The organism is Gemmatimonadota bacterium (assembly GCA_041390125.1).
Lineage (GTDB): Bacteria > Gemmatimonadota > Gemmatimonadetes > Longimicrobiales > Gaopeijiaceae > JAGQIF01.
Map to the genome: position 1 here is coordinate 69,083 of JAWKQN010000006.1, position 24,479 is coordinate 93,561.

Annotated in this window: 19 protein-coding genes; all 19 read right to left on the reverse strand. The window is 72.6% G+C overall.

The genetic code is table 11. The features are described 5' to 3' along the window. Positions 1–14: 14 nt before the first annotated feature. The 19 genes from R3E98_06815 to rsmH all read right to left on the reverse strand — a co-directional run bounded on the left by R3E98_06815 (position 15) and on the right by rsmH (position 24,476). On the reverse strand, positions 15–1,043 hold the full coding sequence (locus tag R3E98_06815; GenBank protein MEZ4423100.1) for a D-2-hydroxyacid dehydrogenase: 1,029 nt from the start codon (positions 1,041–1,043) through the stop codon (positions 15–17). An 8-nt stretch (positions 1,044–1,051) separates the two neighbouring features. Beyond that, positions 1,052–2,353, reverse strand: a complete 1,302-nt coding sequence (asnS, locus tag R3E98_06820; protein MEZ4423101.1) for an asparagine--tRNA ligase — start codon at positions 2,351–2,353, stop codon at positions 1,052–1,054. A gap of 93 nt (positions 2,354–2,446) precedes the next feature. Continuing rightward, the gene (gene recG / locus R3E98_06825; GenBank protein ID MEZ4423102.1) at positions 2,447–4,525 is read right to left on the reverse strand and encodes an ATP-dependent DNA helicase RecG; all 2,079 of its coding nucleotides are present in this window, start codon (positions 4,523–4,525) and stop codon (positions 2,447–2,449) included. Positions 4,526–4,561: 36 nt separating this feature from the next. Next, positions 4,562–5,485, reverse strand: a complete 924-nt coding sequence (gene ftsY, locus R3E98_06830; GenBank protein ID MEZ4423103.1) for a signal recognition particle-docking protein FtsY — start codon at positions 5,483–5,485, stop codon at positions 4,562–4,564. A gap of 45 nt (positions 5,486–5,530) precedes the next feature. Beyond that, positions 5,531–7,471 carry a hypothetical protein gene (locus R3E98_06835; GenBank protein ID MEZ4423104.1) on the reverse strand — a complete coding sequence of 647 codons (1,941 nt, stop codon included), beginning with the start codon at positions 7,469–7,471 and terminating at the stop codon, positions 5,531–5,533. A gap of 31 nt (positions 7,472–7,502) precedes the next feature. Next, positions 7,503–8,849 (reverse strand): M23 family metallopeptidase, encoded by a 1,347-nt coding sequence (locus R3E98_06840; GenBank protein ID MEZ4423105.1) that lies wholly within the window; start codon positions 8,847–8,849, stop codon positions 7,503–7,505. Between the two features lie 51 nt (positions 8,850–8,900). Then, on the reverse strand, positions 8,901–10,049 hold the full coding sequence (ftsZ, locus tag R3E98_06845) for a cell division protein FtsZ (protein MEZ4423106.1): 1,149 nt from the start codon (positions 10,047–10,049) through the stop codon (positions 8,901–8,903). A 184-nt stretch (positions 10,050–10,233) separates the two neighbouring features. After that, the gene (gene ftsA / locus R3E98_06850) at positions 10,234–11,466 is read right to left on the reverse strand and encodes a cell division protein FtsA (protein MEZ4423107.1); all 1,233 of its coding nucleotides are present in this window, start codon (positions 11,464–11,466) and stop codon (positions 10,234–10,236) included. Then, positions 11,463–12,218 carry an FtsQ-type POTRA domain-containing protein gene (locus R3E98_06855; GenBank protein MEZ4423108.1) on the reverse strand — a complete coding sequence of 252 codons (756 nt, stop codon included), beginning with the start codon at positions 12,216–12,218 and terminating at the stop codon, positions 11,463–11,465. The genes ftsA and R3E98_06855 overlap by 4 nt, the downstream gene beginning before the upstream one ends. After that, the gene (gene murC, locus R3E98_06860) at positions 12,218–13,615 is read right to left on the reverse strand and encodes a UDP-N-acetylmuramate--L-alanine ligase (GenBank protein MEZ4423109.1); all 1,398 of its coding nucleotides are present in this window, start codon (positions 13,613–13,615) and stop codon (positions 12,218–12,220) included. The genes R3E98_06855 and murC overlap by 1 nt, the downstream gene beginning before the upstream one ends. Further along, the gene (murG, locus tag R3E98_06865; protein MEZ4423110.1) at positions 13,605–14,735 is read right to left on the reverse strand and encodes an undecaprenyldiphospho-muramoylpentapeptide beta-N-acetylglucosaminyltransferase; all 1,131 of its coding nucleotides are present in this window, start codon (positions 14,733–14,735) and stop codon (positions 13,605–13,607) included. Before murG ends, murC begins: the two co-directional genes overlap by 11 nt. A gap of 19 nt (positions 14,736–14,754) precedes the next feature. Then, positions 14,755–15,918 carry a putative peptidoglycan glycosyltransferase FtsW gene (locus R3E98_06870; GenBank protein MEZ4423111.1) on the reverse strand — a complete coding sequence of 388 codons (1,164 nt, stop codon included), beginning with the start codon at positions 15,916–15,918 and terminating at the stop codon, positions 14,755–14,757. Beyond that, on the reverse strand, positions 15,905–17,266 hold the full coding sequence (gene murD, locus R3E98_06875) for a UDP-N-acetylmuramoyl-L-alanine--D-glutamate ligase (protein ID MEZ4423112.1): 1,362 nt from the start codon (positions 17,264–17,266) through the stop codon (positions 15,905–15,907). The genes R3E98_06870 and murD overlap by 14 nt, the downstream gene beginning before the upstream one ends. A gap of 7 nt (positions 17,267–17,273) precedes the next feature. Next, a complete protein-coding gene (gene mraY, locus R3E98_06880; GenBank protein ID MEZ4423113.1) occupies positions 17,274–18,383 on the reverse strand; it encodes a phospho-N-acetylmuramoyl-pentapeptide-transferase in 1,110 nt (369 codons plus the stop codon). A 1-nt stretch (position 18,384) separates the two neighbouring features. Further along, positions 18,385–19,767, reverse strand: coding sequence for a UDP-N-acetylmuramoyl-tripeptide--D-alanyl-D-alanine ligase (gene murF, locus R3E98_06885; protein ID MEZ4423114.1), 1,383 nt, complete (start codon positions 19,765–19,767; stop codon positions 18,385–18,387). Continuing rightward, a complete protein-coding gene (locus tag R3E98_06890) occupies positions 19,764–21,230 on the reverse strand; it encodes a UDP-N-acetylmuramoyl-L-alanyl-D-glutamate--2,6-diaminopimelate ligase (protein MEZ4423115.1) in 1,467 nt (488 codons plus the stop codon). Before R3E98_06890 ends, murF begins: the two co-directional genes overlap by 4 nt. A gap of 5 nt (positions 21,231–21,235) precedes the next feature. Further along, entirely contained in the window at positions 21,236–23,284 is a 2,049-nt protein-coding gene (locus R3E98_06895) for a penicillin-binding transpeptidase domain-containing protein (protein MEZ4423116.1), read from the reverse strand. Beyond that, the gene (locus R3E98_06900) at positions 23,281–23,562 is read right to left on the reverse strand and encodes a hypothetical protein (protein ID MEZ4423117.1); all 282 of its coding nucleotides are present in this window, start codon (positions 23,560–23,562) and stop codon (positions 23,281–23,283) included. Before R3E98_06900 ends, R3E98_06895 begins: the two co-directional genes overlap by 4 nt. Further along, on the reverse strand, positions 23,559–24,476 hold the full coding sequence (gene rsmH / locus R3E98_06905) for a 16S rRNA (cytosine(1402)-N(4))-methyltransferase RsmH (protein MEZ4423118.1): 918 nt from the start codon (positions 24,474–24,476) through the stop codon (positions 23,559–23,561). The genes R3E98_06900 and rsmH overlap by 4 nt, the downstream gene beginning before the upstream one ends. Positions 24,477–24,479 lie beyond the last annotated feature (3 nt).

A 24,479-nucleotide genomic window follows, 5' to 3' on the forward strand; every position in this document is an offset into this window, starting at 1 on the left:
GCCGCCCGCTCCACTCAGTAGCCGGCGCGCTTGTCCACCTGGTTGAGGAGCGGCACACCCTCCAGCCAACGCCGGACGTTCTCCTCGATCAGCGCCGTTTCGCGCTCCCAGAACGCGCGGCTCACAGCGGAGACGTGCGGCGTGATCAACACGTCGGGTCGGGTCCAGAGGGGACTGTCGGCGGCCAGCGGCTCGGACGCGAACACGTCCAGCGCGGCACCGCGCAGGTGCCCGCGAGCCAGCGCGGACACGAGCGCGGCCTCGTCGACCAGCGAGCCGCGCGCCACGTTCACCAGCACCGCGCCCGGCTTCATCCGTGCCAGCAACGCGGCATCGAAGAGCCCGCGGGTCTCGTCGGTGGCCGGCGCGGTGAGCACCACGTGGTCGCTCTCCGCCAGCACCTCCGGCAGCGCGTCCAGCCCTACGCGCACCTCGACCCCCTCCACGTCGGAGGGCAGGGCGCGGCGACGTACCGCCAGCACACGACACCCGAACGCGCGCAATCTACGCGCCACCTCCCGGCCGATGCCGCCGAAGCCGATCACGGCCACGGTGCTGCGCCCCAGCTCGCGCACGGGCGTGTCCCCCGCGTAGAAGGCGCCGCTGACCCACGCAGCGCGCTGCTGACCCGTGGCGGCCAGGTCGAACCCGCGGGCGAAGTGGACCAGATAGCCGAGCACCGTCTCGGCCATCGGCACGGCGTGGATGCCGGCGGAGTTGGTGAACACGATGTCGCGCTCGAGCAGCGCGCCCCGGAGGGAGCCCCCCACACCCGCCGCTCCCGAATGCACCCAACCGAGCGCGGGGGCGGAGGTGATCACGACGTCGGGGATGCCGTAGCCGGCGTAGACCTCGGCCGGGCCGACCGCGTCCAGCACGGCGGCGGACGCCTGCCCGGCGCCGTCCCCGGAGCCGTCGGAGGGCGTCTCGATCTCCACCAGCTCCCAGCCGGGCCCGAGCGCGGCGCGGACGCGCTCGCCGACCCAGGGCGGCATGGACCACACCGGCCTGCGGTCCTGCAGGTCCAGCACGAACCGCCGCATCGAGGCCGCTACGGAGTCAGCCGGTTCATCAGGCGGGGGAACGGGATCAGCTCACGGATGTGCGGCCGTCCGGTCACCCACGCCACGAAGCGCTCCAGGCCCAGGCCGAAGCCTGAATGCGGGAACGTCCCGTACCGCCGCAGATCCAGGTACCACCCGTAGGCCTCCTCCGGCAGCTTCTCCTCGCGGATGCGCGCGAGCAGACGGTCGAGGTCGTCCTCGCGCTGGCTCCCTCCGATGATCTCGCCGTAGCCCTCCGGCGCGAGCATGTCGTTGCTCAGCACCGTGCGGGGGTCGGCCGGGTTCTCCTTCATGTAGAAGGCCTTGATCTGCTTCGGGTAGTTGTAGACGAGCACGGGCAGATCGAAGCGCGACGCGATGCGCGTCTCGTCCGCGGCGCCCAGATCGTCTCCCCACTGGATCTCGCTGCCTTCCTCCTGGAGGAGCGCGATGGCCTCCGTGTAGGAGACCCGCGGGAACGGGGGCGCGACGCGCTCCAGCGCGGACGTGTCGCGCTCCAGCAGAGCCAGCTCCTCCCGGCGCCGGTCGAGCACGCGCGCCACCAGGGCGGAGACCAGCTCCTCCTGCAGGCGCATGTTGTCCTCCGAGTCCGCGAAGGCGACCTCGGGCTCCAGCATCCAGAACTCGGTGAGGTGACGGCGCGTCTTGGACTTCTCCGCCCGGAACGTGGGGCCGAAGCAGAAGACGCGCCGGAACGCCGGGCAGGCCGTCTCGACGTAGAGCTGGCCGGTCTGGGCCAGGAAGGCCCGCTCGCCGAAGTAGTCGGTCTCGAACAGCGTACCGGCAGACTCGCCGATGGAGCCGGTCAGGATGGGCGTGTCGATGCGGACGAAGTCCCGCTCGTAGAGGAAGTCGAGGATGGCCTGCTCCACCTCCGCCCGTACCCGCAACAACGCGCGCTGCTGGGACGACCGCAACCACAGGTGCCGGTGGTCGAGCAGGAAGTCGACGCCGTGCTCCTTGGGCTGGATGGGATACTCCGGACTCGCGCCGATCACCTCCAGGCCGCCGACCCCCAGCTCGTGGCCTCCGGGGGAACGCGGCTCGGCGCGCACGGTGCCCTCCACGGCCACGGTGGTCTCCTGGGTCAGCCCGCCCAGCCGCTCCCAGACCGCGGCATCCACCTCGCTCTTCACGAACACGCACTGCACGACGCCGGTGCCGTCGCGGACCACCGCGAAGCCGACCTTGCCATGCACGCGGGTGGTCTCCACCCAGCCGAGCACGCGCACGCGCTCGCCCACGTGGTGGGACAGATGACGGACCTCGGCGACGGGCGTCTGGCTCATGGAACGGGCGCTTCGGCGTGCGGGATGGGGACTGTACGAGGCCGGAGGTTGCGTCGCCCGGGGGCGGCTGTCAATCCGGCCGGCGCGCCCGGATCATCCGACCTGGAAGAGGCGCAGGCGATCCGCGTGCCGCGCCTCCAGCAGGGTCCGGAAGCGGGCGTGCCGCGGCTGCTGCAGGGCGGGATCGGACTCCACGACGGTCCGGGCCCGCCGCTGGGCCTCGGCCAGGAGGGCCTCGTCGCGGAGCAGGTCCGCGAAGCGCAGCAGCGGATCGTGCCCGTGCTGCCGGTCTCCGAACATGTCGCCCTGCCCGCGGATGCGTAGATCCTCGTGGGCGATGCGGAATCCGTCCGTCGTGTCGCGCAGCACCTTGAGCCGCTCCAGCGCGACCTCCCCCGGCTCGGCCACCAGGACGCAGAAGGACTCGGCGGCTCCCCGACCCACACGCCCGCGCATCTGGTGGAGCTGCGAGAGCCCGAAGCGCTCGGCGTGCTCGATGACCATCACGGAGGCGTTGGCCACGTCCACCCCGACCTCGATCAACGACGTGGACACGAGCAGGTCGATCTCACCGGCCGCGAACGCGCGCATGATGCGGTACTTGTCCTCCCCGGGCATCTGCCCGTGGAGCAGGCCCAGTCGCCGGTCGGGGAACACGTCGCGTCCGAGCCGCTCGTACTCCTGCGTGGCGGAGCGCAGGTCCACCTTCTCCGATTCCTCGACGAGGGGGAAGACCACGTAGGCTTGATGCCCTTTCTCGATCTCCTTGCGTACGAGCCGGTACACCTCGTCGCGCTTGCCGGAGAAGCGGAGCAGCGTGCGCACGGGCGTCCGACCGGGCGGCAGCTCGTCGATGACGCTCAGGTCCAGATCTCCGTAGAGCGCCATGGCCAGCGAGCGCGGGATGGGCGTCGCCGACATCACCAGCGTGTGCGGCAGCTCGGCATGCCCACCCAGCGCCATGCGCTGGCGCACGCCGAAGCGGTGCTGCTCGTCGACCACCACGAGGCCCGGGCGCGCGAACGTCACGCCCTCCTGGATGAGCGCGTGTGTGCCCACCACCAGGGGTGCTTCTCCGCTGGCCAGGCGGCCCAGCACGCGCTTGCGCTCCGCGGTGTTCAACCGGCCCGTGAGCAGCTCCACCTCCAGGCCCAGGGGCTCGAGCAGCTCGCCCATGCGCCGTGTATGCTGTTCGGCCAGGATCTCGGTGGGCGCCATCAACGCGGCCTGGTATCCGCTCTCCACGGCCAGGACCATCGCGAACAGCGCCACCAGCGTCTTGCCGGACCCCACGTCTCCCTGCAGGAGACGACTCATGCGCCGACCGGACCCCAGGTCGCCCACGATGTCCTTCAGCACCCGCGCCTGCGCATCCGTCAGGCTGAAGGGCAACGACTCCAGCAGGGGCCGGATGAGACGGTTGCTGCGCTCGAACACGACGCCCGGCGCGGAAAGCACGGCCTCATGGCGGGCGCGAGCCTGCAGGAGCTGCAGGAACCACAGTTCGTCGAAGGCGAGGCGGCGGCGTCCCTCCTCCACCCGGTCGAGCGACGTGGGGCGGTGCAGCGCCTCCAACGCGTCTGCCAGCCCGAGCAGGCCCAACTCGCCCAGCTCCGTTCGGCTCCAGCACTCCTCGTGCTCACGCGCCTGCTCCAGCAACGCGTCGAGGTTGCGGGCGATCACCGTGCGCAGCACCCACTGCGGCACTTCTTCGCTCGCGGGATAGCTCACGAAGATGGTGCCGGTGACGTCCGCGTCGTCCCCCTTCCCCGCCCGGGCCAGGACGGTCATCTCACGGGGTTGGATCTGTCGGCCGTGGAAGAAACGCACCGGGCCGCTCACCAGCACCAGGTCCCCCTTCTCCAGCTTGCGATCCAACCAGGGTTGGCCCGGCCAGGAGGCGGTGATCATGCCGGTGTCGTCCTGGAGGACGGCCTGGAAGATCCTCAGCCCTTTCCGGGTGGGCACGATGCCCTTGGAGAGGACGCGCCCGACCACCGTGACGTCCATGCCCACTTCGACCGTGCGGATGGGATCGACGCGGGAGGCGTCGTCGTAGCGGCGCGGCACCCAGTACAGCAGGTCGCGGGCGGTCCGGACGCCCAGGCGCGCGAAGGACTCGGCGCGGGCGGGGCCCACGCCCTTGAGGAACTGGATCGGCCGGTCGAGCAAGGAGAACGTCACCTGCCGACGATAACGCGCCGGGGGTCAGGCCGTCACCAACGCCTCGACGAAGTCGGCCACCTGGAAGGTCTGGATGTCGTCGATGCCCTCGCCCGTGCCCACCAGCTTGACCGGAAGCCCGTACTCCTGGGCCAGGGCCACCACGATCCCGCCCCGGGCGCTCGAGTCGGCCTTGGCGAGGATGATCCCGGACAGATCGACGACCTTGCGGAAGGCGTCCACCTGGCGGACCGAATTCTGCCCGAGCGTGGCGTCCAGCACGATCAGGGTCTCGTGGGGCGCGCCGGGCAGCCGCTTGCGGATCACGCGGTCCACCTTGGACAGCTCCTCCATGAGCCCGCCATGCGTGTGCAGACGCCCGGCGGTGTCGACGAGCACGACGTCGATCCCGCGCGCCACGGCCGCCTCGATGCCGTCGAACGCCACGGCGGCCGGGTCGCCCCCGGACTGACCGGCCACGAACTCGGCCCCCACCCGCCCCGACCAGATGCGCAGCTGTTCGACGGCGCCGGCGCGGAAGGTGTCGGCCGCGGCCAGCAGGACGCTGCGCCCCTCGGCCCGCAGCCGGGCGGCCAGCTTGGCGATGGAGGTGGTCTTGCCCACGCCGTTGACCCCCACGATCAGGTAGACCGTGGGTCCCGTGTCCGCCGCCGACAGCACGCTGTCCGGCGCCTCCTCCAGGATCTCGCGCACGCGCACGGCCAACGCCGCCTCGAGCTGTGGCACCGTGCGCACCTTGCCCCGGCGGAAGAGCTGCTCGACGTGGTCGACGAGCGCGAGTGTGGCCGGCACCCCGAAGTCCGCCGCGATGAGCCGCTCCTCGATCTGCTCCAGCGACTCCTGGTCCACGCCCTTGGCGACCACGCGCACGTCCGTGAGCGCGAGGTCGACGATGCGCTGCCAGATGCCTTTCTTCTTCTCGTCCTGCTTGCGGAACAGTCGGGCCATGGGCGTGGGGCGGTGGGTCGGAGTGAGGCGGGGGGCCCGCTGGGCTCAGCGCAGCCCGCGTCGGCGACGCGCGATCCACTCCGTGAGGAGAAGGCCGATCAGGAGAAGATAAGGCAGTTCGCTCGTCCGTAGGCGCTGGCGGCCGAGCATGCGCACGCTGGCTCCGGACCCGACCTCGGCGCCGACCCGCTCGGGGTCCTGCGGCGGGGTGCGCAGCTCGCCCGTGTAGGCCTCCACGTCGAAGCGTCCCTCCCCGAGCGGCGGGGCGGTGGTGTCCGCCGCCAGGCGGGCGCGGAAGCGGTGCAGGCCCACGGGCCGGGGCGCCATGGTGGCGCGCTCGGTCTCGTCGACGGCCAGCACGGTGTCGTAGGCCGCCTCGGCCTCGAGCGTGATCCGGACGGAGTCCCCGGCCAGGCCGGGTGCCACCCACACGACCGGATCCCCGCGGCCCACGACGGCGTCCTCGGGGCGGACCCGGTCGCCCGCGGCCGCCGTGGTACCGCTCACCAACCAGCCCCCCACGGCCCCCCAGAGACGGTCGTACGCCTCGGCCGGCCCGCCTCCGCGCAGCGCCCAGCGGTGGAAGCCCTCGGCGAGCGCCACCGCCCAGCGGCGCGTGCCGGTGCCGCCGAGCACGATCGCCGGCTCCGGGCGCCCGCGGCCGTCGCGGCGCACCTCGATCAAGCTGAAGCGGGTGGGCCCGTCCCCCAGCGTGATGGCGCTCACGAGCGGCGGGACGGACTCGAGCCCCAGGCCGGCCAGCTGCCCCGCCACGGGACTGGGCGGCAGGACGGTCTCCAGCGTCCACTCGGCCTCGATGGGGCCCGTCGCCGTCAGCCCCAACGGCTCCACGGCCTGGGGCGCGGCCGGGAGCAGCAGCAGGCGGGGGGCGCGGCCCACGAAGGCGTCCAGCCACTCCGGTCGGTCGCGCCCGACGCCGTGGACCACGGCCAGGTCGGCCGTCTCCAGCCGCCGCCGGGCCTGCTCCTCGGTCAGCGCGACCGACTCCGGACCTTCGACGCCGCTCACCAGGAAGCGATCGGGTCCGACACGCAGGAGGATGGTGGGCCTCAGGCCGGTGGCCGCCTGGAGGGCGGGCGCCAGGAAGCGCGGCTCGAAATCCGGGCGGAACGACGCGAAGACCATCCCGCCTTCCTCCCCCTCGCGGAAGACGTAGGCGACGCGTTGGTCGTCGTCGGCGAAGCCGTCCGCGGCCACCCGCACCTGCGCGGTGTAGCGGACGAGCGGACCCGCGGCCGTGGGACCGGGCAGGCGCAGCGGCACACGGACGGTGGACCCGGCCGCGGGCAGGGCCACGGAGGTCGCCGCGACCAGGCGCTCCTCCTCGCGCACCTCGATGCGAGCGGAGTCCCCGCGTGTCCCCTCGCCGAACAGCGAAAGCGCCACGTCGAACCCGTCCTCGTCGCCGACCTCGGGTGCCTCGAACAGCGCGAGCCCGGCGTTGACCAGGGGCTCACCGGTGTCGAGGAATCCGACCTCCACACCCAGTCGCCCGGCCTCGGCCAGGGCCGGGCCCAGGTCGGGGATGCGGAGGTCGCTGGTGACGCGGACGCTGCGTGCGCCCCCCTCGGCCGCCACCCGCAGCGCCGGAGCCAGACGGCTGTCGGCCTCGTCGGGCTGCACGCTCGCGAGCGAGTCGGGCGCGAGGGCCCGCGGCGAGGTGCCGAAGCCCACGACCCGTGTGTCGGTGGCCTCGCCCACGGCACGCTCCCAGGCGGCGCGCTCGGCCGCGGCCATGCTGGCCGACACGTCCAGGAGGGTCCAGGCGTCCGCGGCGCCTTCACGCGACCAGGGGAGCCGGGGATTGAGCAGCAGCAGGAGGAGAAGCAGGAGTGCGCCGGCCCGCAGCGCGGTCAGCGCGCTCCGGCCCGCCACGGGAACCTCGCGGGCGCGGTAGTTCCAGGAGGCGAAGAGGACCAGCGCCCCGCCGCCGATGAGAAGGACGGCCCAGGCGGTCGCGGTCACACGCCGAAGGCCGCGAAGGTCTGGAGGCCCGTCACCGCGTCGGAGGCTCGCTCGATGCGGTGGCCGAGGCGGGTCGCACCCGACCGCTCTCGTCCAGGTCGGCGCTGGTCAGCGCGGCCACGGTGGTGGCCGGCTGGGACGGCAGGCGCTCCAGGAGGCCCATGCTGGACGCCAGGTGGACGTTCCACACGTCGGCGGCCTCGGCGGGGACCGGATCGCCCTGGGGCAGGTCCACGGACAGCGGATCGATGGGCGCCCCGCCGCGGCGGCGCAGCTCGTAGTGGAGGTGCGGCCCGCTCGCGAGGCCGGTCATGCCCACGAAGCCGATGATGTCCTCCTGGCGGACGCGGTCGCCGACCTTGATGCCGGGCGCGAAGCCGCTCAGGTGGGCATAGCGGCTCAGGAAGCCGTTGGCGTGCTGGATCTCGACCGCGTTCCCGTAGTTCCCGCGGCGACCGCGGTGGACCACGATCCCATCCGCGGTGGCCATGATGGGCGTCCCGGACGCCGCGGCGTAATCGACGCCGACGTGGGCCCGCCAGGTCTTGAGAACCGGGTGGAAGCGAGACAGCGTAAAGCGTGAGGAGATACGACTATAGGCCAGCGGCTTCAAGAGGAAGGCGCGCCGCACGGACTTGCCTTCCGCGTCGTAGTAGCTGCCCTGACCGTCCCCGGAGGGATCGAACCAGATGGCCTGCAGCGGCGTGCCCTGGTTGACCAGCTCGGCGGCCAGGACGTGGCCCTCGCGCATGGAGCCGTCGGGCCGCACCTGGCGCTCGAACGCGAAGCGGAAGAAGTCCCCCTCCCGGATCTGACGGGAGAAGTCCACCTGCCACTGGAAGATCTGGTCGAGCTTGTGGATGAGGAGGGCGCGGTCGCCGACCGTCATGGACGCCAGGCCCGGATTGCCGGTCACGGCGTTCCAGAGCACGTCCTTGATCTCGCCGGCGACGTAGACCGTGTCCATCCAGACCGGCGTCTCGACGATCTGGGACCGCCAGCCGCCCACGTCCTCACGGACCAGATGGACGGTCTCGTCCGGGGAGAGGGCGATATCCACGGCGCGGAGGGAGCCGTCCCGGACGTGCCGCTGGAAGGTGACCTCGGTGCCGTCCCGCATGCGGCGCGGGCTGGCCTGCTCCCGGAAGGCCATCAGCAGCGCCTGCTGCTCGGCGAGCGGGATGGCGGCGGACTCCAGGACCTGTCCCAGCGTCTGACCGCGCGCGAGCGTGCGCACGTCCAGATCCAGGGGCGGTTCGGCGTCGAGCGCCGGGATCATCCCGGCGTCGGGTGCGGTCCGAGCCGATCGGACCAGTCCGGTGCCTGCCAGGACCGTGACCCCGATCAGGCCGGCGATGAGCGCTGTGCCTGCCTTCATGCCTCCCCGTTCCCACCCGGTCGCGCCGCCGTGGATGGGGCGGCCGGCCCGCTAGTCCATCTGACGACGGATGAACGTCGGTATGTCGAGCTCGCCGAGCTGTTCCTTCGTGACGATCCGCTCCGGAAACCGCGGGAACGGCTTCACGTCCGCGTCGGCGCCCGCCGCCCGCGCCACGGGGCGGGCCTGTTCGGCCGGCCGCTGGGGCTCGGGACGGACCAGGGGCTGGATCTCCTCCCCCGCCTGCTCGAACCCCGTGGCGATGACGGTGACCCGGACCTGACCCTCGAGAGCCGGATCGTGCACGGCGCCGAAGATGATCTCGGCGTCGTCCCCGGCCTCTTCCTGAATGATACTAGAGATCTGGGTGACCTCGTCAATGGCAAGGTCCATTCCACCGGTGATGTTGATCAACACCCCCTGTGCGCCCCGGATCGAGACGTTGTCGAGGAGGGGCGAGGAGATGGCTTCCTGGGCCGCTTCCTGCGACCGGTTCTCGCCCTCCCCGAAGCCCGAGCCCATGAGCGCGGGGCCGCGGGACGCCATGATGGTGCGCACGTCCGCGAAGTCCACGTTGACCTCGCCGCTGACCCGGATCAGGTCGCTGATGCCCTGGGTGGCATGCAAGAGCACCTCGTCGGCCTTCTTGAGCGCATCCCGGAACGAAGTGCCCTTCCCCACGACGGACAGGATCCGGTCGTTGGGCACCACGATCATGGTGTCCACGGTGCGGCGGAGCTCCTGCAGGCCCTGCTCGGCCTGCCGCATCCGCTTGCGACCCTCGAAGGAGAAGGGCCGGGTCACGATGGCGATGGTCAGCGCCCCCATCTCGCGCGCCAGCTCCCCCACGATGGGCGCGGCGCCCGTGCCCGTGCCTCCACCCATGCCGGCGGTCACGAACACCAGGTCGGCGCCCTTGATCAGGTCGCGCATCTCGCTCGAGCTCTCGGCGATGGCCTGACGGCCGATCTCCGGCCGCGCGCCGGCGCCCAGGCCCCGCGTCAGCTTCTTCCCGAGCTGCACCACGTGATGGGCCCGCGAGCCCTTGAGGACCTGCGCGTCCGTGTTCGCGGAGATGAAATCGACGCCTTCCAGCTCTTCGTCGATCATCCGGTTCACCGCGTTCCCGCCGGCGCCACCGACGCCGACGACGATCATGCGGGGCTGCCGGATCGGCGGCTCCTCGAACTCGAAGATCATCGATCTCCTCCGCTGCGCATGCGCGCACTGTGCCCAGTGTGAGGCCGGACCCCAATATCTAGTGGGGTCGGCGTTTGCGCCATCCCTCCCCTTGTGGTGGAGAGGGTGGCGGTCCTCGGTATCCCCGTGACCGGTCCGCGACCGGCCACGACCTCCTGCGGCGCGCGCGGCACGCAGCCCTACGCTAGAAGAACTCCCGCAACCACGCGCCCACCCGGGAGACCATCCCCGACGCCCGGGTGGTGGACCCCTCCCCCGTCTCGTGGAAGCGATCGGAGGCCCGCAGCGCCAGGCCCGCCGCCGTGGCGAAGCGCGGACGGGCCACGGCGTCGGCCATGCCGCTCAGGCCCTCCCCGGGCGCCCCGATCCGGGCGGGCGCCGCGAACACCTGACCCGCCAGCTCCAGCATGCCGGGCATGGCAGCCGTCCCGCCCGTCAGGACCACTCCCGCGCCGAGGCGCTCGGCCACCCGCAACGACTCCAGCTCCTGCTGCACCAGACCCAGCAGCTCGTCCAGCCGCTGCTCGACGATGTGCGCGATCAGCTCCCGGGCGACCTGCCGCACCTGCCCCGGCCCCGGCCCCGGCAACTCCACGGTCTCCTGCGGATCGGTGAGCCGGGAGACGGCGATCCCGTGGGTCTCCTTGGCGCGCTGCGCCTCGGCGAACGGGACGGAGAGGCCGCGCACGAGGTCGTTGGTCACGGTGGTCCCGCCCAGCGGCAGGATGGAGACGTGACGGAGCTTGCCTTCGTGGAAGACCGCGATGTCGGTGGTGCCGGCGCCGATCTCGATCATGGCGACGCCGACCTCCTTCTCGTCCTCCGTCAGCACCGCGCGCGCGGACGCCAACGGTTCCAGCACGAGCTCCTGCACACGGTAGCCCGCCTTGGAGACGGCCTTGCGCAGGTTGCCCGCAGCCTGTGCGCCGCAGGTGACGAGATATACGTCCGCTTCCAGGCGCGTGGCGGTCATCCCGACCGGGTCGACGATCCCGCCCTGGTGGTCCACCACGTAGTCCTGCGGGAGCGCGTGCAGCAGCTCGCGGTCGGGCGGCAGCGCCACGGCCCGCGCCACCTCGTGCACGCGCTCGACGTCGTCGATCCCGATCTCCTCCCCGCCCACCGCGACCACCCCCAGGGAGGCACCCGTCTGGATGTGCGCGCCCGCGATGCCCGCGTAGACCCGGTCGACGCTGACCCCGGCCATGACCTCGGCCTCGCGCAGAGCGGCGCGTACGGTCTCCGCGGTTTCGTCGATGTGGGTGACCACGTCGCTCTTCATGCCTTCCGTGCGTGCCTGACCCACGCCGACGACCTGCAGTTGATGTCGTTGACGCGGGTCGGCCGGCACTTCGGCCAGGACCGCGCAGGTCTTCGTGGTCCCGATGTCGAGACCCGCGACCAGGTGGGACTTCATCGGGTCCGTCCCACGCGGACGACCACCTGGTCCGCGTAGCGCAGGTCCACCTCGGTGGGGGTGCCGCGCTCGGCCTCGAAGGCGTGCGTGAGCGCCGACATGCCCTCCGCCAGACGACGCATGCCGAGCGGCGCGCGCCAATAGAACGTCACGGCGGGTGCCACCAGACGGATGCCGACGTCGCCGCGCTCGGTCAACCACGCCTCGGAGATGCGCTCGCGGAACTCCGCATCCACGCTCTCGAGCCTCTGCAGCTCCTCCAGCAGGATCCGCAGGCTGCCCGAGGACGCGAAGCGCTCGTCCGCAGGATCGAGCGAAGCGCGCAGCACGGGCAGGTCGAGCCGGTGCAGGGCGGGATCGATGGGAAGCAGGCGGCCGTCCCGCGCGATGGGCTCGAGTGTCGGCGACGCGACGAACGCGACCGGCGTGTTCTCGTCGATCTCGAACAGCAGCGTGCCGGGCGGCCGGCGGTGGATGCGCACGGCTTCGACGAGAGGGTGCGCGCGCAGGCGCTCCTCCCACTCGCCGGTGTCGTCCCACAGGCTGGCCCCGTCGGTCACGCCGGCGGCCTCGGCCACCTGGACGCCGGTCAGGTAGCGCGTACCCGTGACCTCGAAGCTCTGCAGCTCGAACAGGGCGAGGCGTCCGAGCAGACGCGGCGTCTGGCGCGCCAGCAGCCAGAGCGCGGAGCTCACCAGCAGGGCGAAGGCGAAGCGTCCCAACCAGCGGACGCGACGACGAGCGGGGCGCATCAGGACTCCTCCTTGAGCAGACGAACCAGCCGGGAGCCGACGGTTTCGATCGAACCGGCTCCCAGCGTCACGCAAACGTCGCCTGGCACGAGCGTGCGCGCCACGGCCTCCGGTAACGTGGCCAGCTCGGCGTGGTAGTGCACCGGTCCGGTGGCGTGCTCCCGGGTGCTGTCGGCCACGAGCGCGCCGGTCACACCCGGGAGCGGCTGCTCGCGCGCGGGATACACGTCGGTCACCCACACCACGTCGGCGCCCGCGAGCGCCGCTCCGAACGCGTCGTGGAAGTCACGCGTGCGGGAGAACAGGTGCGGTTGGAACACCACCACCAGACGCCGCTCAGGGAAGGCCTGCCGGAGCGCATCCAAGGTGGCCCGCACCTCGGTCGGGTGGTGGGCGTAGTCGTCGAGGACGTCGACGCCGGCCGCGCTGCCGACCCGCTCGAAGCGGCGCCCCACGCCGGTGTAGCCAGCCAGACCGCGCCGCACGGCATCCCATGGGACCCCCAACGCGCGGGCCGCGGCGGCGGCGGCCGTGGCGTTCAGGACGTTGTGCAGCCCGGGGACGCGGATCTGGAGCGGCTCGGGCGCGGCCCCGCGCTCGCGTACCGTGAAGCGCGTCCCGTCCGCGGTGCGCTCGACGTCGGCCACGTGCAGCGTGGCACCCTCGGAGCGGCCGTAGGTGACGGCGTCCGCCCTGCCCTGCACCACCGCACGGGCTCCCGGATCGTCCGCACAGGCCACGGCCGTGCCGTCGCCCCGCACCCTCCCCAGGAAGGCGCCGAACGCCGCGTGCACGCCTTCCTCGTCACCGTAGATGTCGAGGTGGTCGGCCTCCACGTTCGTGACCACGGCCACGTCCGGATCCAGGTGCAGGAACGAGCGGTCGTACTCGTCCGCCTCCACGACGAACAGCCGGTCGGCGCCCGCCCGGTAGTTTCCACCCCACGCCCGGACGGCTCCACCCACGAAGGCGGTGGGATCGAGCCCGGCCTCCGCGAGCACGGCCGTGATCATGGTCGTCGTGGACGTCTTGCCGTGCGTGCCGGCCACGGCCACGACGCGTCCGCGCGCCACCCAGCGGCCCAGCGCCTCGGCGCGCTTCAAGACGGGCACGCCCCGCGCCTCCGCCTCGGCCACCTCGGGATTGCGGGCATCCGTCGCTGCGGTCCGCACGACCAGGGTGGCGTCTCCCACATGCTCGGCCGCGTGGCCCTGGTACAGCCGCACGCCGAGCGCGCGCAGCGCGTCCACGCTGGGGCCCAGGAGGAGGTCGGAGCCGGTCACGGTGTACCCGGCGCGCGCCATGGCCTCCGCCAGGCCGCACATGCCGGCGCCTCCCACGCCCACGAAGTGCACGCGGGCCCCGGGCACGAAGGGGGTCACGGACTCAGGCGGCACGGGACGTCTCCGGAGGCAGCAGGGTGGCGAGGTCGCGCGCGATCTCCTGCGCGGCGGCGGGTCGGCTGCGCTCGCGCGCCCGGACCGCCATGCCGTCCCGCCGTCCCCGGTCCGCCAACAGGGACAGCAGGCACTCCCACAGGTCCATGCCGCTGGTGTCCGCCTCACGCAGGCAGACGGCTGCGCCGGCCGCGTCCAGCGCCGCGGCGTTGTGCGTCTGGTGATCGGCCGCAGCGGTGGGGAGCGGGACCAGGACCGCGGGCAGGCCCACGGCCAGATACTCGGACGTGGCCATCGCGCCGGCGCGGCTGACGGCGACGTCGGCGGCCCGGAGCGCGAGGGGCATGTCGTCCAGATAGGCGCGCGCGTGCACCCAGACGGGCGCGCCGAGTGCGTCCAGCTGCTGCTCGACGTCGGCGATGTGCGCCGGGCCCGTGGACCACAGGACCTGCATGCCGTGGGGGCGCGCCAGCCGTCCTTCCGTGACGGCGGTGACGGCCTCCAGCACGCGCGCGTTCAGCGCGCGCGATCCCTGGCTGCCGCCCGCCACCAGCACCAGGACGCCCTGCTCCGGCAGTCCCAACCGCGTGCGCGCCTCCGTGGCCTGCACGTCGGGGAAGGTGCGGATGGGATTGCCCGACACCCGGGCGCGCCCGCGGGCGGGCGCGGGCAGTCGGCCGATGGCCTCGGGAAAGGCCACGTGCACCTGCCGCGCCCAGCGCGCCAGCAGCCGCGTGGTCACCCCCGGCACGCTGTTCTGCTCCTGGACCGCCAGCGGGACGCGCAGCGCCACGGCCGCCAGACCCGCGGGTGCCGCGGCATACCCGCCGGTCACGACCACCAGGTCGGGCCGCCAGGCACGGTAGCGCGCCGCCGTGGCCCGTACCGCCGCGACCAGCTTGCGGAGCACCGTCACGTTGTGGAGCGGACGGGAGCGCGCCAAGCCCTCCACGTCGAGCAGCAGCGGTTCGTGCCCCCGCTCTGGCAGCACGCGGGCTTCCAGGCCCCGTTGTGCCCCCACGAAGCGCGGACGCACGTCACGGCGCTCCGCGGCCAACGCGTCCGCCAGCGCGAGCGCGGGATACAGATGCCCTCCGGTCCCACCGCCCGAGAAGACCACGATCCGCTCCGTGCCCACGTCAGGCGCGGGACCAGGCGTTGCCGCGTGCGATCGACATCAGCACGCCGATCGCCGCCAACGTGATCACGAGGTTCGACTTCCCGTACGAGATCAGCGGAAGCGGGAGGCCCGTGGAGGGCACCAACCCCAGGCCGACGGCCATGTGCAGGATGGCGTGCAGGGCGATCAGGCTGGTCAGGCCCACCGCGAGGAGCTCGCCGAACAGGTCGGGCGCGCGGCGCGCGACCCGGAAGCCGAACAGCACGAGGGTCAGGTACAGCAGCACCAGGACGGTCACGCCGGCGAAGCCCCACTCCTCCCCGATCACGGAGAACATGAAGTCCGTGTGGGGCTCGGGCAGGAAGCCGAACTTCTGGCGCCCTTCGGCGAAGCCCACACCCGTCAGTCCTCCCGAGCCGAGCGCGACCAGGGACTGCCGCACCTGGTAGCCGGCGCCGGCCGGGTCGGCGGAGAGGTTCATGAAGGCCTGGAGGCGGTCGGCGCGGAAGTCCACGCGCAACTGGGCGATCAGCGCGGGCAGGAGCGCGAGGCCCAGCAGCACGAAGTGGCCGATGCGGCCGCCGGCCGCGAACACCACCAGGCCCGACGCCATCAGCATCAGGGCGGACGTGGAGAGGTTGGGCTCGAGGACCACGGGCACCACCATGGCGCCCCACACGACCAGGAACGGCATGAGCCCGCGGCTGAAGCTACGGAAGTGCTCCTGCTTGCGGACCGCCAGACCGGCGGTCCAGACGATCAGCACGAACATGGCGACTTCGGAAGGCTGGATGCTCACGCCCAGGCGGATCCAGCGCCGCGCGCCGTTGATGCGGGGCGCGATGGCCTCCGTCCCGGGAAGGATGCACAGCAGGAGCAGGACCCACGTCACCAGGAGCAGAGGCCAGGCGAGGTGGCGCCACCATCCGTACGGCATCCGCGCGCAGACGACGAGCGCGGTCAGCCCCAGCGCGGCCGCCATGATCTGCTGCAGGGCGAAGTGGTAGTCGGGCAGACCCATGCGCTGCGCCATCAGCGAGCTGGTCCCGTACAGCGTCACCAGTCCGAATGAAAGCAGGACCAGGGTCACACCCAGGATCGCCGCCGGCTCCCAGCCACGGCCCAGGCCGGTCTCGACGAAGCGCACCGGGTTGGCCGGCGCGATGTCCTCACGCGGTGCCACGCGTCTCCTCCTCCTCGGCCAGGGCGCGGAAGCGGCGGCCCCGGTGCTCGTAGTTGTCGAACATGTCGAAGCTGGCCGTGGCGGGGCTGAGCAGCACGGCATCTCCGGGCTGGGCCAGCGCGCGCGCGCGCGCCACCACGTCCTCGAAGGGGCCGTCCACGCGCACGACGCGCACGTCCGCGCCGAGCTCGCGCTCCAGCCGGTCGCGCACCGCTCCGTACACGATGGCCACCCGTGCCCGCGCCTGCAGCGGCGCCAGGAGCGGTGTGAACGACTCGCCCTTGTCCACGCCGCCGAGCAGCACCACGAGCGGCCGCTCCACGCTCGCGATGGCACTGGCCGCGGCCGCCACGTTGGTCCCTTTGGAGTCGTCGATCCACAGCACGCCGGCCCGGTCGGCCACGGGCTCGAGGCGGTGGGGCAGCGGACGGAAGGACACCAGGGCCTCGCGCACGTGGGACAGGCTGGCACCGGCCAGACGCGCGGTCAGCGCGGCGGCCAGCGCGTTCTGCACGTTGTGCAGGCCCAGGATGCGCAGCTGTCCGCGCTCGACGAGCGGCTCGTCTCCCTGCTCCAGCGCCAGCGTCAGCATGGCGCCGTCCAGGAAGGCACCGCGGGCGGGCCGCCGCTCCAGGCTCACCGTCCAGCGGGCGCCCGGTACGCCCTGCGCGAGCGCCTCCACCTCCGGTTGGTCCGCCAGCACCCAACGACTGCGCGCGTCCGCCCGGTTGAAGAGCCCGGCCTTGTCGGCGTAGTAGGCCTCCACGCTGGCGTACCGGTCCAGATGGTCGGGCGCCAGGTTGGTCACGACGCCGATGTCCACCTTCAGGGTCTCGACGGCACCGAGCTGATAGGAGCTCAGCTCCAGGACGCACCAGTCCGCCTGCGGGTGCTCCAGCGCCAGCGCCGACGCCGCCGGTCCCAGACCGGCGCCGATGTTGCCGCCGAGCGCCACCGAGCGGCCCTCTCCCGCGAGCAGGTGATGGATCAACGCGGACGTCGTCGTCTTGCCGTTCGTGCCGGTGACGCCGATCAGTGCCGAGCGCAGGAACCGAACGGCGAACTCAGGTTCAGATATCCAACGGACGCCCCGATCTCGTAGCGCCGCGAGCACCGGAGCGCTGGGGGGGATGCCGGGACTGGCGACGACGAGGTCCGCCGCGGCGATCCGTTCGAGGTCGTGCCCGCCGAGCTCGACGTCGATGCCGGTGCGTCGGAGCTCGTCTGCACGAGTTGCAGTTGCAGCATCGGTACGCGCTTCGGAGACATAGGCTTCTCCCCCGTGGTGACGGGCCAGACGCGCGGCGGACTCCCCGCTGGCACCCAGACCCAGGATGGCGACGTTCACGTGCGACTCAGCGGATCTTCAGGGTGCTGAACGCGAGCATCGCGCAGAGCACGCCCAGGATCCAGAAGCGGATCACCACCTTGGTCTCGGACCATCCGAGCTTCTCGAAGTGGTGATGGATGGGAGCCATCCGGAAGATCCGGCGGCCCGCGCCGTAGCGGCGTGCGGTGTACTTGAACCAGCTCGTCTGCAGGATGACCGAGATCATCTCCAGCACGAAGACGCCGCCCACGATCGCGAGCAGGAACTCGGTCTTGAGCAGGATGGCCAGCGTCCCGATGGCACCGCCGAGCGCGAGGGAGCCGGTGTCCCCCATGAACACCTCGGCGGGGTGCGCGTTGTACCACAGGAAGCCGATGGCGCCACCGGCCAGGGCGGCCGAGAAGATCGCGAGCTCGCCCGACCGGGGGAGGTAGAGCAGACCCAGGTAGGCGGACGTGTCGACGCGGCCGATCAGGTAGGCGAAGATGCCGAACACGATCAGCGCGATGGCGCACAGACCGGACGCGAGCCCGTCCAGACCGTCGGTGAAGTTCACGGCGTTGGACGAGCCGGCGACGATGAAGGCCACGAAGCCGACGTAGACCGGGACGGCGAACACGGCGAGCCATTCGGCGAAGAACGGGACCATGGTGGCGTTGGGCGCCACGGTGCCCCAGATGGGCCGCAGCACCAGCAGCAGGCCCAGCCCCAGCCCGAACGCGAACTGCCCGATCAGCTTGTAGCGGGCCACCAGGCCCTTGGAGTGACCGCGCACGACCTTGAGGTAGTCGTCGAGGAAGCCGAGCGCGCCCATCCAGAGCAGCGCGAGGAGCGCGATCCACGTATACCAGGTGGTCAGATCCGCCCAGAGCAGCGTGGACAGCGCGGCGGCGGAGACGATCAGCACGCCCCCCATGGTGGGGGTGCCGGCCTTGCTCAGGTGCGTCTGCGGTCCGAGCTCGCGCACGACCTGCCCGACCTTCAGGCGACGCAGCCACCGGATGGTCATGGGCCCCAGCAGGAACGCGAGGAGCAGGGACGTCACCACGGCGCCCGCCGCCCGGAACGTCAGGTAGCGGAAGACGTTGAAGACGATGTGCACGTCGGCGAACTGCGGGAGCAGGTGGTAGAGCACGTCAGCCCTCCCGGGAGCCGAAAGCGGAGGTGAGGGGCTCCAGCACGCGCTCCAGACGCACGCCGCGCGAGCCCTTGAGGAGGACCAGCTCGGTCCCGTCCAGCGTCGCCACGAGGCGCCCGGCCAGTCCGTCCACGTCCGCGTGCACGAGCAGGCGATCGGAGGCGGGGAGGGCCGCCGCTGCGATTGCGAACGCGCCGGTGGCCACCACGCGGTCGATCGGGCCCCGCAGCGCTTCGTCCAGCAGGGCCCGGTGCAGCGCATCCGACCGCTCGCCCAGCTCCAGCATGCTCCCGAGCACCGCGATGCGCGCTCCGGCGTGCGGCAGCGTGGCCAACAGCTCCAACGCGGCGCGCACCGACTGCGGATTGGCGTTGTAGCAGTCCACGATCACCCGCAGCGACCCCAGCCGACGCACCTCACCGCGCATCCCCGAGGCGGTCACACCCGCCAGGCCCCGCACGGCAGCCGCGCCGTCGACGCCCAGCTCACGGGCCGCCCCGAGCGCCAGCAGCGCGTCGGTGACGGCGGCGCGGCCCGGAAGCGCCAGATGCACGTCGTGGCCCTGCCAGGTCCAGCGCGTGCCGCCTTCGCCCCCGATGTGCGCATCGACCGGCCTCAGGTCGGCGTCGGCGCGCGCGCCCCACCCGGCCACGCGGATACGGCGGCCCGTGGCGCGGGCCGCGTCGGCCAGGGCGGGAGGCTCATCGCCCACGAGCGCCGTGGCACCCTCCGGGAGCCCGCGCACCAGGGCCAGCTTCTCGTGGAGCACGCCTTCGATGGAGCCCAGTCCCTCCAGGTGGGCCTCGCCCACCGTGGTGACGATGCCCAGCCCGGGTTCGGCGATCGCGGTCAGGATGCCGATCTCGCCCGGCAGGTTGGTGCCCATCTCGACGAGTACCACCTCCGCGTCGGTGGGCGCATCCAGCAATGTGCGCGGGACGCCCACCCGGTTGTTCAGGTTCCCGACCGTGGCCCAGGTCCGCCGTTCCTCGCCCACGGCGGCCCGGCACAGGTCCTTGGTCGTGGTCTTCCCGCTCGAGCCGGTGATGCCCACCACGCGCGCCGGGAGCGCACGCCGCCGATGGCGCGCCAGCTGGCCGAACGCGATAAGCGTGTCCTGCACCGGGTAGGTGTGCAGGCCCGCGTCGGCCGCCACGTCGGCCCGCTCCGCGGCCACCACCGCGCCGCGCGCACCGGCGCGCGCCGCTTCGTGCAGATAGTCGTGCCCGTCGAAGCGTTCGCCCACGAGCGCCACGAACAGGTCGCCCTCCGCCACCGAGCGCGTGTCCGTCCAGACGCGCCCGTAGGTCGGCTCGTCCTCGCCCGCGTGCAGGCCCAGCGCGCGCCGCACCTCGCGGTCGGACCACCGGAACGGCGTCATGCTCCCGCCCTCCCCAGGTGCGCCAGCACCAGCGCGCGCTCGTCGAACGGGCGCTTCTCGCGACCGATCACCTGATACTGCTCGTGCCCCTTCCCCGCGAGGACCACGAGGTCGTCGGGCCGGGCCAGGTCCAGGACCCGGCCGATGGCGGCGGTACGATCGGTGATCCGCTCGTACGACGCCGTCCCGATGCCCGGCAGGATCTGGTCGATGATGGCATCCGGATCCTCGGTCCGTGGATTGTCCGACGTGACCACGACGAGGTCGGCCCACCGCGCAGCGGCTTCGGCCATGCGAGGCCGCTTGCCGGGATCGCGGTCCCCACCGGCGCCGAAGAGCACGATCAAGCGGCCGCGGGTCAGCGGACGCAGCGTCTCCAGGACGTTGTCCAGCGCGTCGGGCGTGTGCGCGTAGTCGAGCAGCACCGGGCAGGGGTGGTCCACCACGCGCTCCAGGCGACCCGGCACCTGCGGCGCCGCGTCCAGGCCGGTGGCCACGTCGGCCAGGTCCAACCCGGCCAGCAGGGCCACGGCCGCGGCACCGAGCGCGTTCTCGACGTTGAAGCGGCCGAGCAGCGGCAGGTGGACCGCAGCGGAGGTGCCCTGCCAGCGCAGATGGAAGCGCGAGCCGGTGGCGTCCAGCGCGAGGTCGGTGGCAGTCAGATCCGCCGGCACCTCACACCCGAAGGTGCGCACGCGAGCCCCCGAGCGCACGGAGGCGAAGGCGGGCTCGGCGGCGTTGACGACGGCCCAGCCGTCGGGCCGCAGCAGCGTGGCGAGCCGGGCCTTGGCGGCGACGTACGCCTCCAGGGTCGGATGATAGTCCAGGTGGTCCTGGGTGAGGTTCGTGAAGACGGCCGCCGCGAAGCGCAGCCCGTCCACGCGGCGCTGCTCCAGCGCGTGCGAGGACACCTCCATGGCGACGGAGCGGACGCCCTCGTCCACGAGCGCGCGCATCCAACGCGCCAACTCGACGGGGCCCGGCGTGGTGAGCGCCTCCGTGCCGGGGCGCACCCGGCCGTCGGGCTGGACCAGCCCCAAGGTGCCGATGGCGGCGGAGGGGCCGGCGGACGACAGCAGGGCGCGCGTCAGCAGCGCGGTGGTCGTCTTGCCGTTGGTCCCGGTGATCCCCACCAGGTGCAGCGCGTCGGCGGGAGCGCCGTAGACGCGCGCCGCAGCCAGAGCGGCCGCGCGGCGGCCATCCCGCACAAGGAGCTGCGGGATCGACAGCCCCGGCGTGACCCGCTCCACCACGGCGGCCACGGCGCCGGCCCGCGCGGCCTCTTCGACGGCATCGTTCGCGTCGAACGCGGTGCCCGCCCACGCGAGGAACAGATCGCCCTTCCGCACGGCGCGCGAATCCTGCGCCGCCCCTTCCAGGACGGGGTCGCCCTCGCCGACCACCTCGACCCGGAGACCCTCCCGGTCGAGCTCGGTCACGAGCGCCGCGAGACGGAGGGGCATGTCGCTCACGGCCGTCCGGCGCGCCTCCCGTCGCGGGAGCTCGAGGCCACGATCTGGATCGTGTCGCCGGGCGCGGCGATGCTGCCGCTTCCCGGACGTGTGCCCGAGACGATCCCCTCCCCGCTCCAGCGCACCCGGAAGCCGGATGCGTGCAGGCGCCGCACGGCCACCCGGGCGGAGAGCCCGCGCAGGTCGGGCACGCGGAGCGCTCCCTCCGTCGGCGTCGCCGCGGGGACCGGCTCCGGAGACGGCAGGGCCGCCCACGGGTTGGGCGGGACGGGCGCCGGCTCCGGCGCACCGCGACCGGCGAAGCGGAAGGGTCCACGCACGCGGCTGGGAACCGGGGCCGCCTCGGCGCGCCGCGTGGTCTGCGCCAGCGCGCTCCGGTCGAGCGGCGTCCCACGCGCCGCCAGGATCGACTCCAGCGTGGCGAGCGTGACCGGCGCCGCCACCGAGCCGCCGTAGTAGGCGCCGCGGGGCCGGTCGAGCTTCACGTAGACGACGAGCTGGGGATCGTCCGCGGGAAAGAACCCCACGAACGAGGAGTAGTACGCGTTGGGTTCGTAGCCGCCCACGCCATAGGCGCGCGACGTGCCGCTCTTGCCCGCGACGCGGAACGTGGACATCGCCGCCCGCGTGCCCGTCCCGTCCTCCACGACGTCCACCAGCACCTCGCGCACGGAGGCGACGACCTCCTCGCTGGCCACCGAGCGCACGACGCGCGGACGCCCGCGCTCCACGACACGGCCGGTGGCGTCGCGCACCTCCCGCACCAGGATCGGCTCCATCAGCTTGCCGCCGTTGGCGAGCGCAGCGTACGCCATCGTCATCTGGATCGGGGTGACGTTCACCTCGTATCCGATCGCGTGCGACACCGCCGACTGGCCCGACCAGCGCGACGGGTCGCGCAGCACGCCCCGGCCTTCCCCGGCCAACGGCACGCCCGTGTAGGTGCCCAGACCGAAGTCGCGCAGCGATCCGTACAGCGCTTCGGGCGTGAGTGCCTGCGCCGCCTTGGCCAGTCCTACGTTGGACGACACGCGCAGCGCGTCGGCCAGGGTGAAGTGCCCGTGCGGGCTGGTGTCGTGGACGGTGCGTCCGTTCACGGTCCACGTACCGTTGCCCGTGTCGATGGAGTCGGACAGGCGGGCCACGCCGTGCTCGAGCAGCGCGACCACGATGAGCGGCTTGATGGTGGAGCCGGGCTCGTAGGGCGCGTTGATGGCCGAGAGGGCCGGCTTGTTGTCCGCACGCAGGGAGACCATGGCCAGCACCTCACCGGTGCGCGGGTCGACCACGATCAGGTCGCCCCCGCTGGCCTGGGTGCTCGCGATCTGGGCGCGCAGCGCCTCCACCGCGATCTCCTGCACATCCTGGTCGAGCGTCAACGCCACGCTCCCGCCTGCGACCGGCGGACGCACCATCCACGTCTCTCCGGGGATCTCGCGGCCCCCGCCATCGCGTGCGCTCACCTCCTCGCCGGGCTCGCCGGAGAGGATCTCGTCGAACATCTGCTCGATGCCGCCCGTGGCCTGGCCGTCCTGCAGCGTGCCGAGCAGCACGGTGCCCCGCATGCCCGCGGGATACACGCGGCGCATCACGCGCTCGGTATGGATGCCGCTGACCCCTTCGAACGCCTCCCGGACGGACGGGGAGAAATCCCCCGGGACGTACTTCCAGCGGCGCTCGCTGCGCACCACGCTGCGGGCCTCGGAGCGGGAGATGCCGAGCGCCTCGACCAGACGGGCCTCGGCCTGCTCACGGTCCTTGATCTCGGAGGGGGCCACGGCCACGCGCATGCGCTCCTGGGAAGCCGCCAGGGCCGCACCGTTGCGATCGAGGATGCTGCCGCGCGCGGCGGGCACCTTCACCGTGCGTCGCTGCTGGTTCTCGGCCACCTGACTCCACGCGGGCCCCTGCACCACCTGCACCTGCAGCGCGCGCAGCACGAGCACGAGTCCGGCGAGCAGCCAGAACGCCAGGACGAAGCGGCGACGCCCGGCGGGGCGTCCGGCGCGCGCCGGCGAGACGCGCGGGGTGGAGCGGCGGGTCACGATTCCTCCAGGGATACGAAGCCCATCTCGTCTTCACGGGGGGGACGGAGCCCCAGCTCGCCCGCCGCGGCACGGATGCGGGGACGGCTTTCCAGCACACGGATCTTCTGCAGCAGGTCGGTGCGCTCGTCGCGCTCCAGGAGCACTTCGGTGCGGATGCGCTCGCGGGCCTGCATCACCAGGCGCGCCCGGCCCTGACGCCATGCCACGGCGCTCAACGCGGACAGGAAGCAGGCCATGGCGATGGCCACCAGGACGGGAACCGAGGTGCGGCTCATGCAGCGGCCCTCCAGGCGCGCAGCTTGGCCGAGCGTGCGCGGGGATTGGTCCGGGCCTCCTCGTCGGAGGCGGTGATGGGAGAGCGTGTGAGGGTCTCGCCCAGCGGCCGGCCACGGCACACGCACACGGGAAGGCCCGGCGGGCATACGCACGCCTGCGACCAGGCGCGGAAGGCATGCTTCACGCGCCGGTCCTCGAGCGAGTGGTAGGAGATCACCACCAGGGCGGCGCCAGGAGCCAGCGCGTCGCGGATGCGCGGCAGCGCCTGCTCCAGGGCGTCGAGCTCGTCGTTCACGGCCAGGCGGAGCGCCTGGAAGGTGCGGGCCTTCTCCCCCATGGACGCGGAGCGCCCGAGCGCGCGGGACAGGGCCGCGACGAGGTCGTCGCTCGTGGTCAGGGGGCTGCCACCCCGTCGTCGCACGATCTCCTGCGCGAGGGCACGAGCACGCGGGAGCTCGCCGTACTCGCGGAAGATGCGACCGAGCTCGTCGGCCGAGGCGTCCGCGAGCAGATCGGCGGCGCTCTCCCCTTCCCCGCCCATGCGCATGTCGAGCGGGGCACCGGGACGGAAGGTGAAGCCCCGACGATCCTCGTCCAGCTGATGGGAGCTCACCCCCAGGTCCAGCAGCGCTCCGATGAGCGTGCCGTCCTGCACTCCGGCCACGTCGAGGGCGGCGTCGAAGCGCGCGTTCACGAACCGCACCCGATCCCCGAAGGGCTGGAGCCGATCCCGCGCCTCCGCGAGTGCCTCGGCATCGCGGTCCACGGCCAGGAGACGGCACTCCGTGGCCTGCTCCAGGATCCGCGCCGCGTGGCCTCCCCCGCCCACGGTGGCATCGAGGACCCAGCCGGTCCCGAGCGGTCCCAGGTGTTCCAGGACGGCATCCGCCAGCACGGGTTCGTGGTACGACACGGC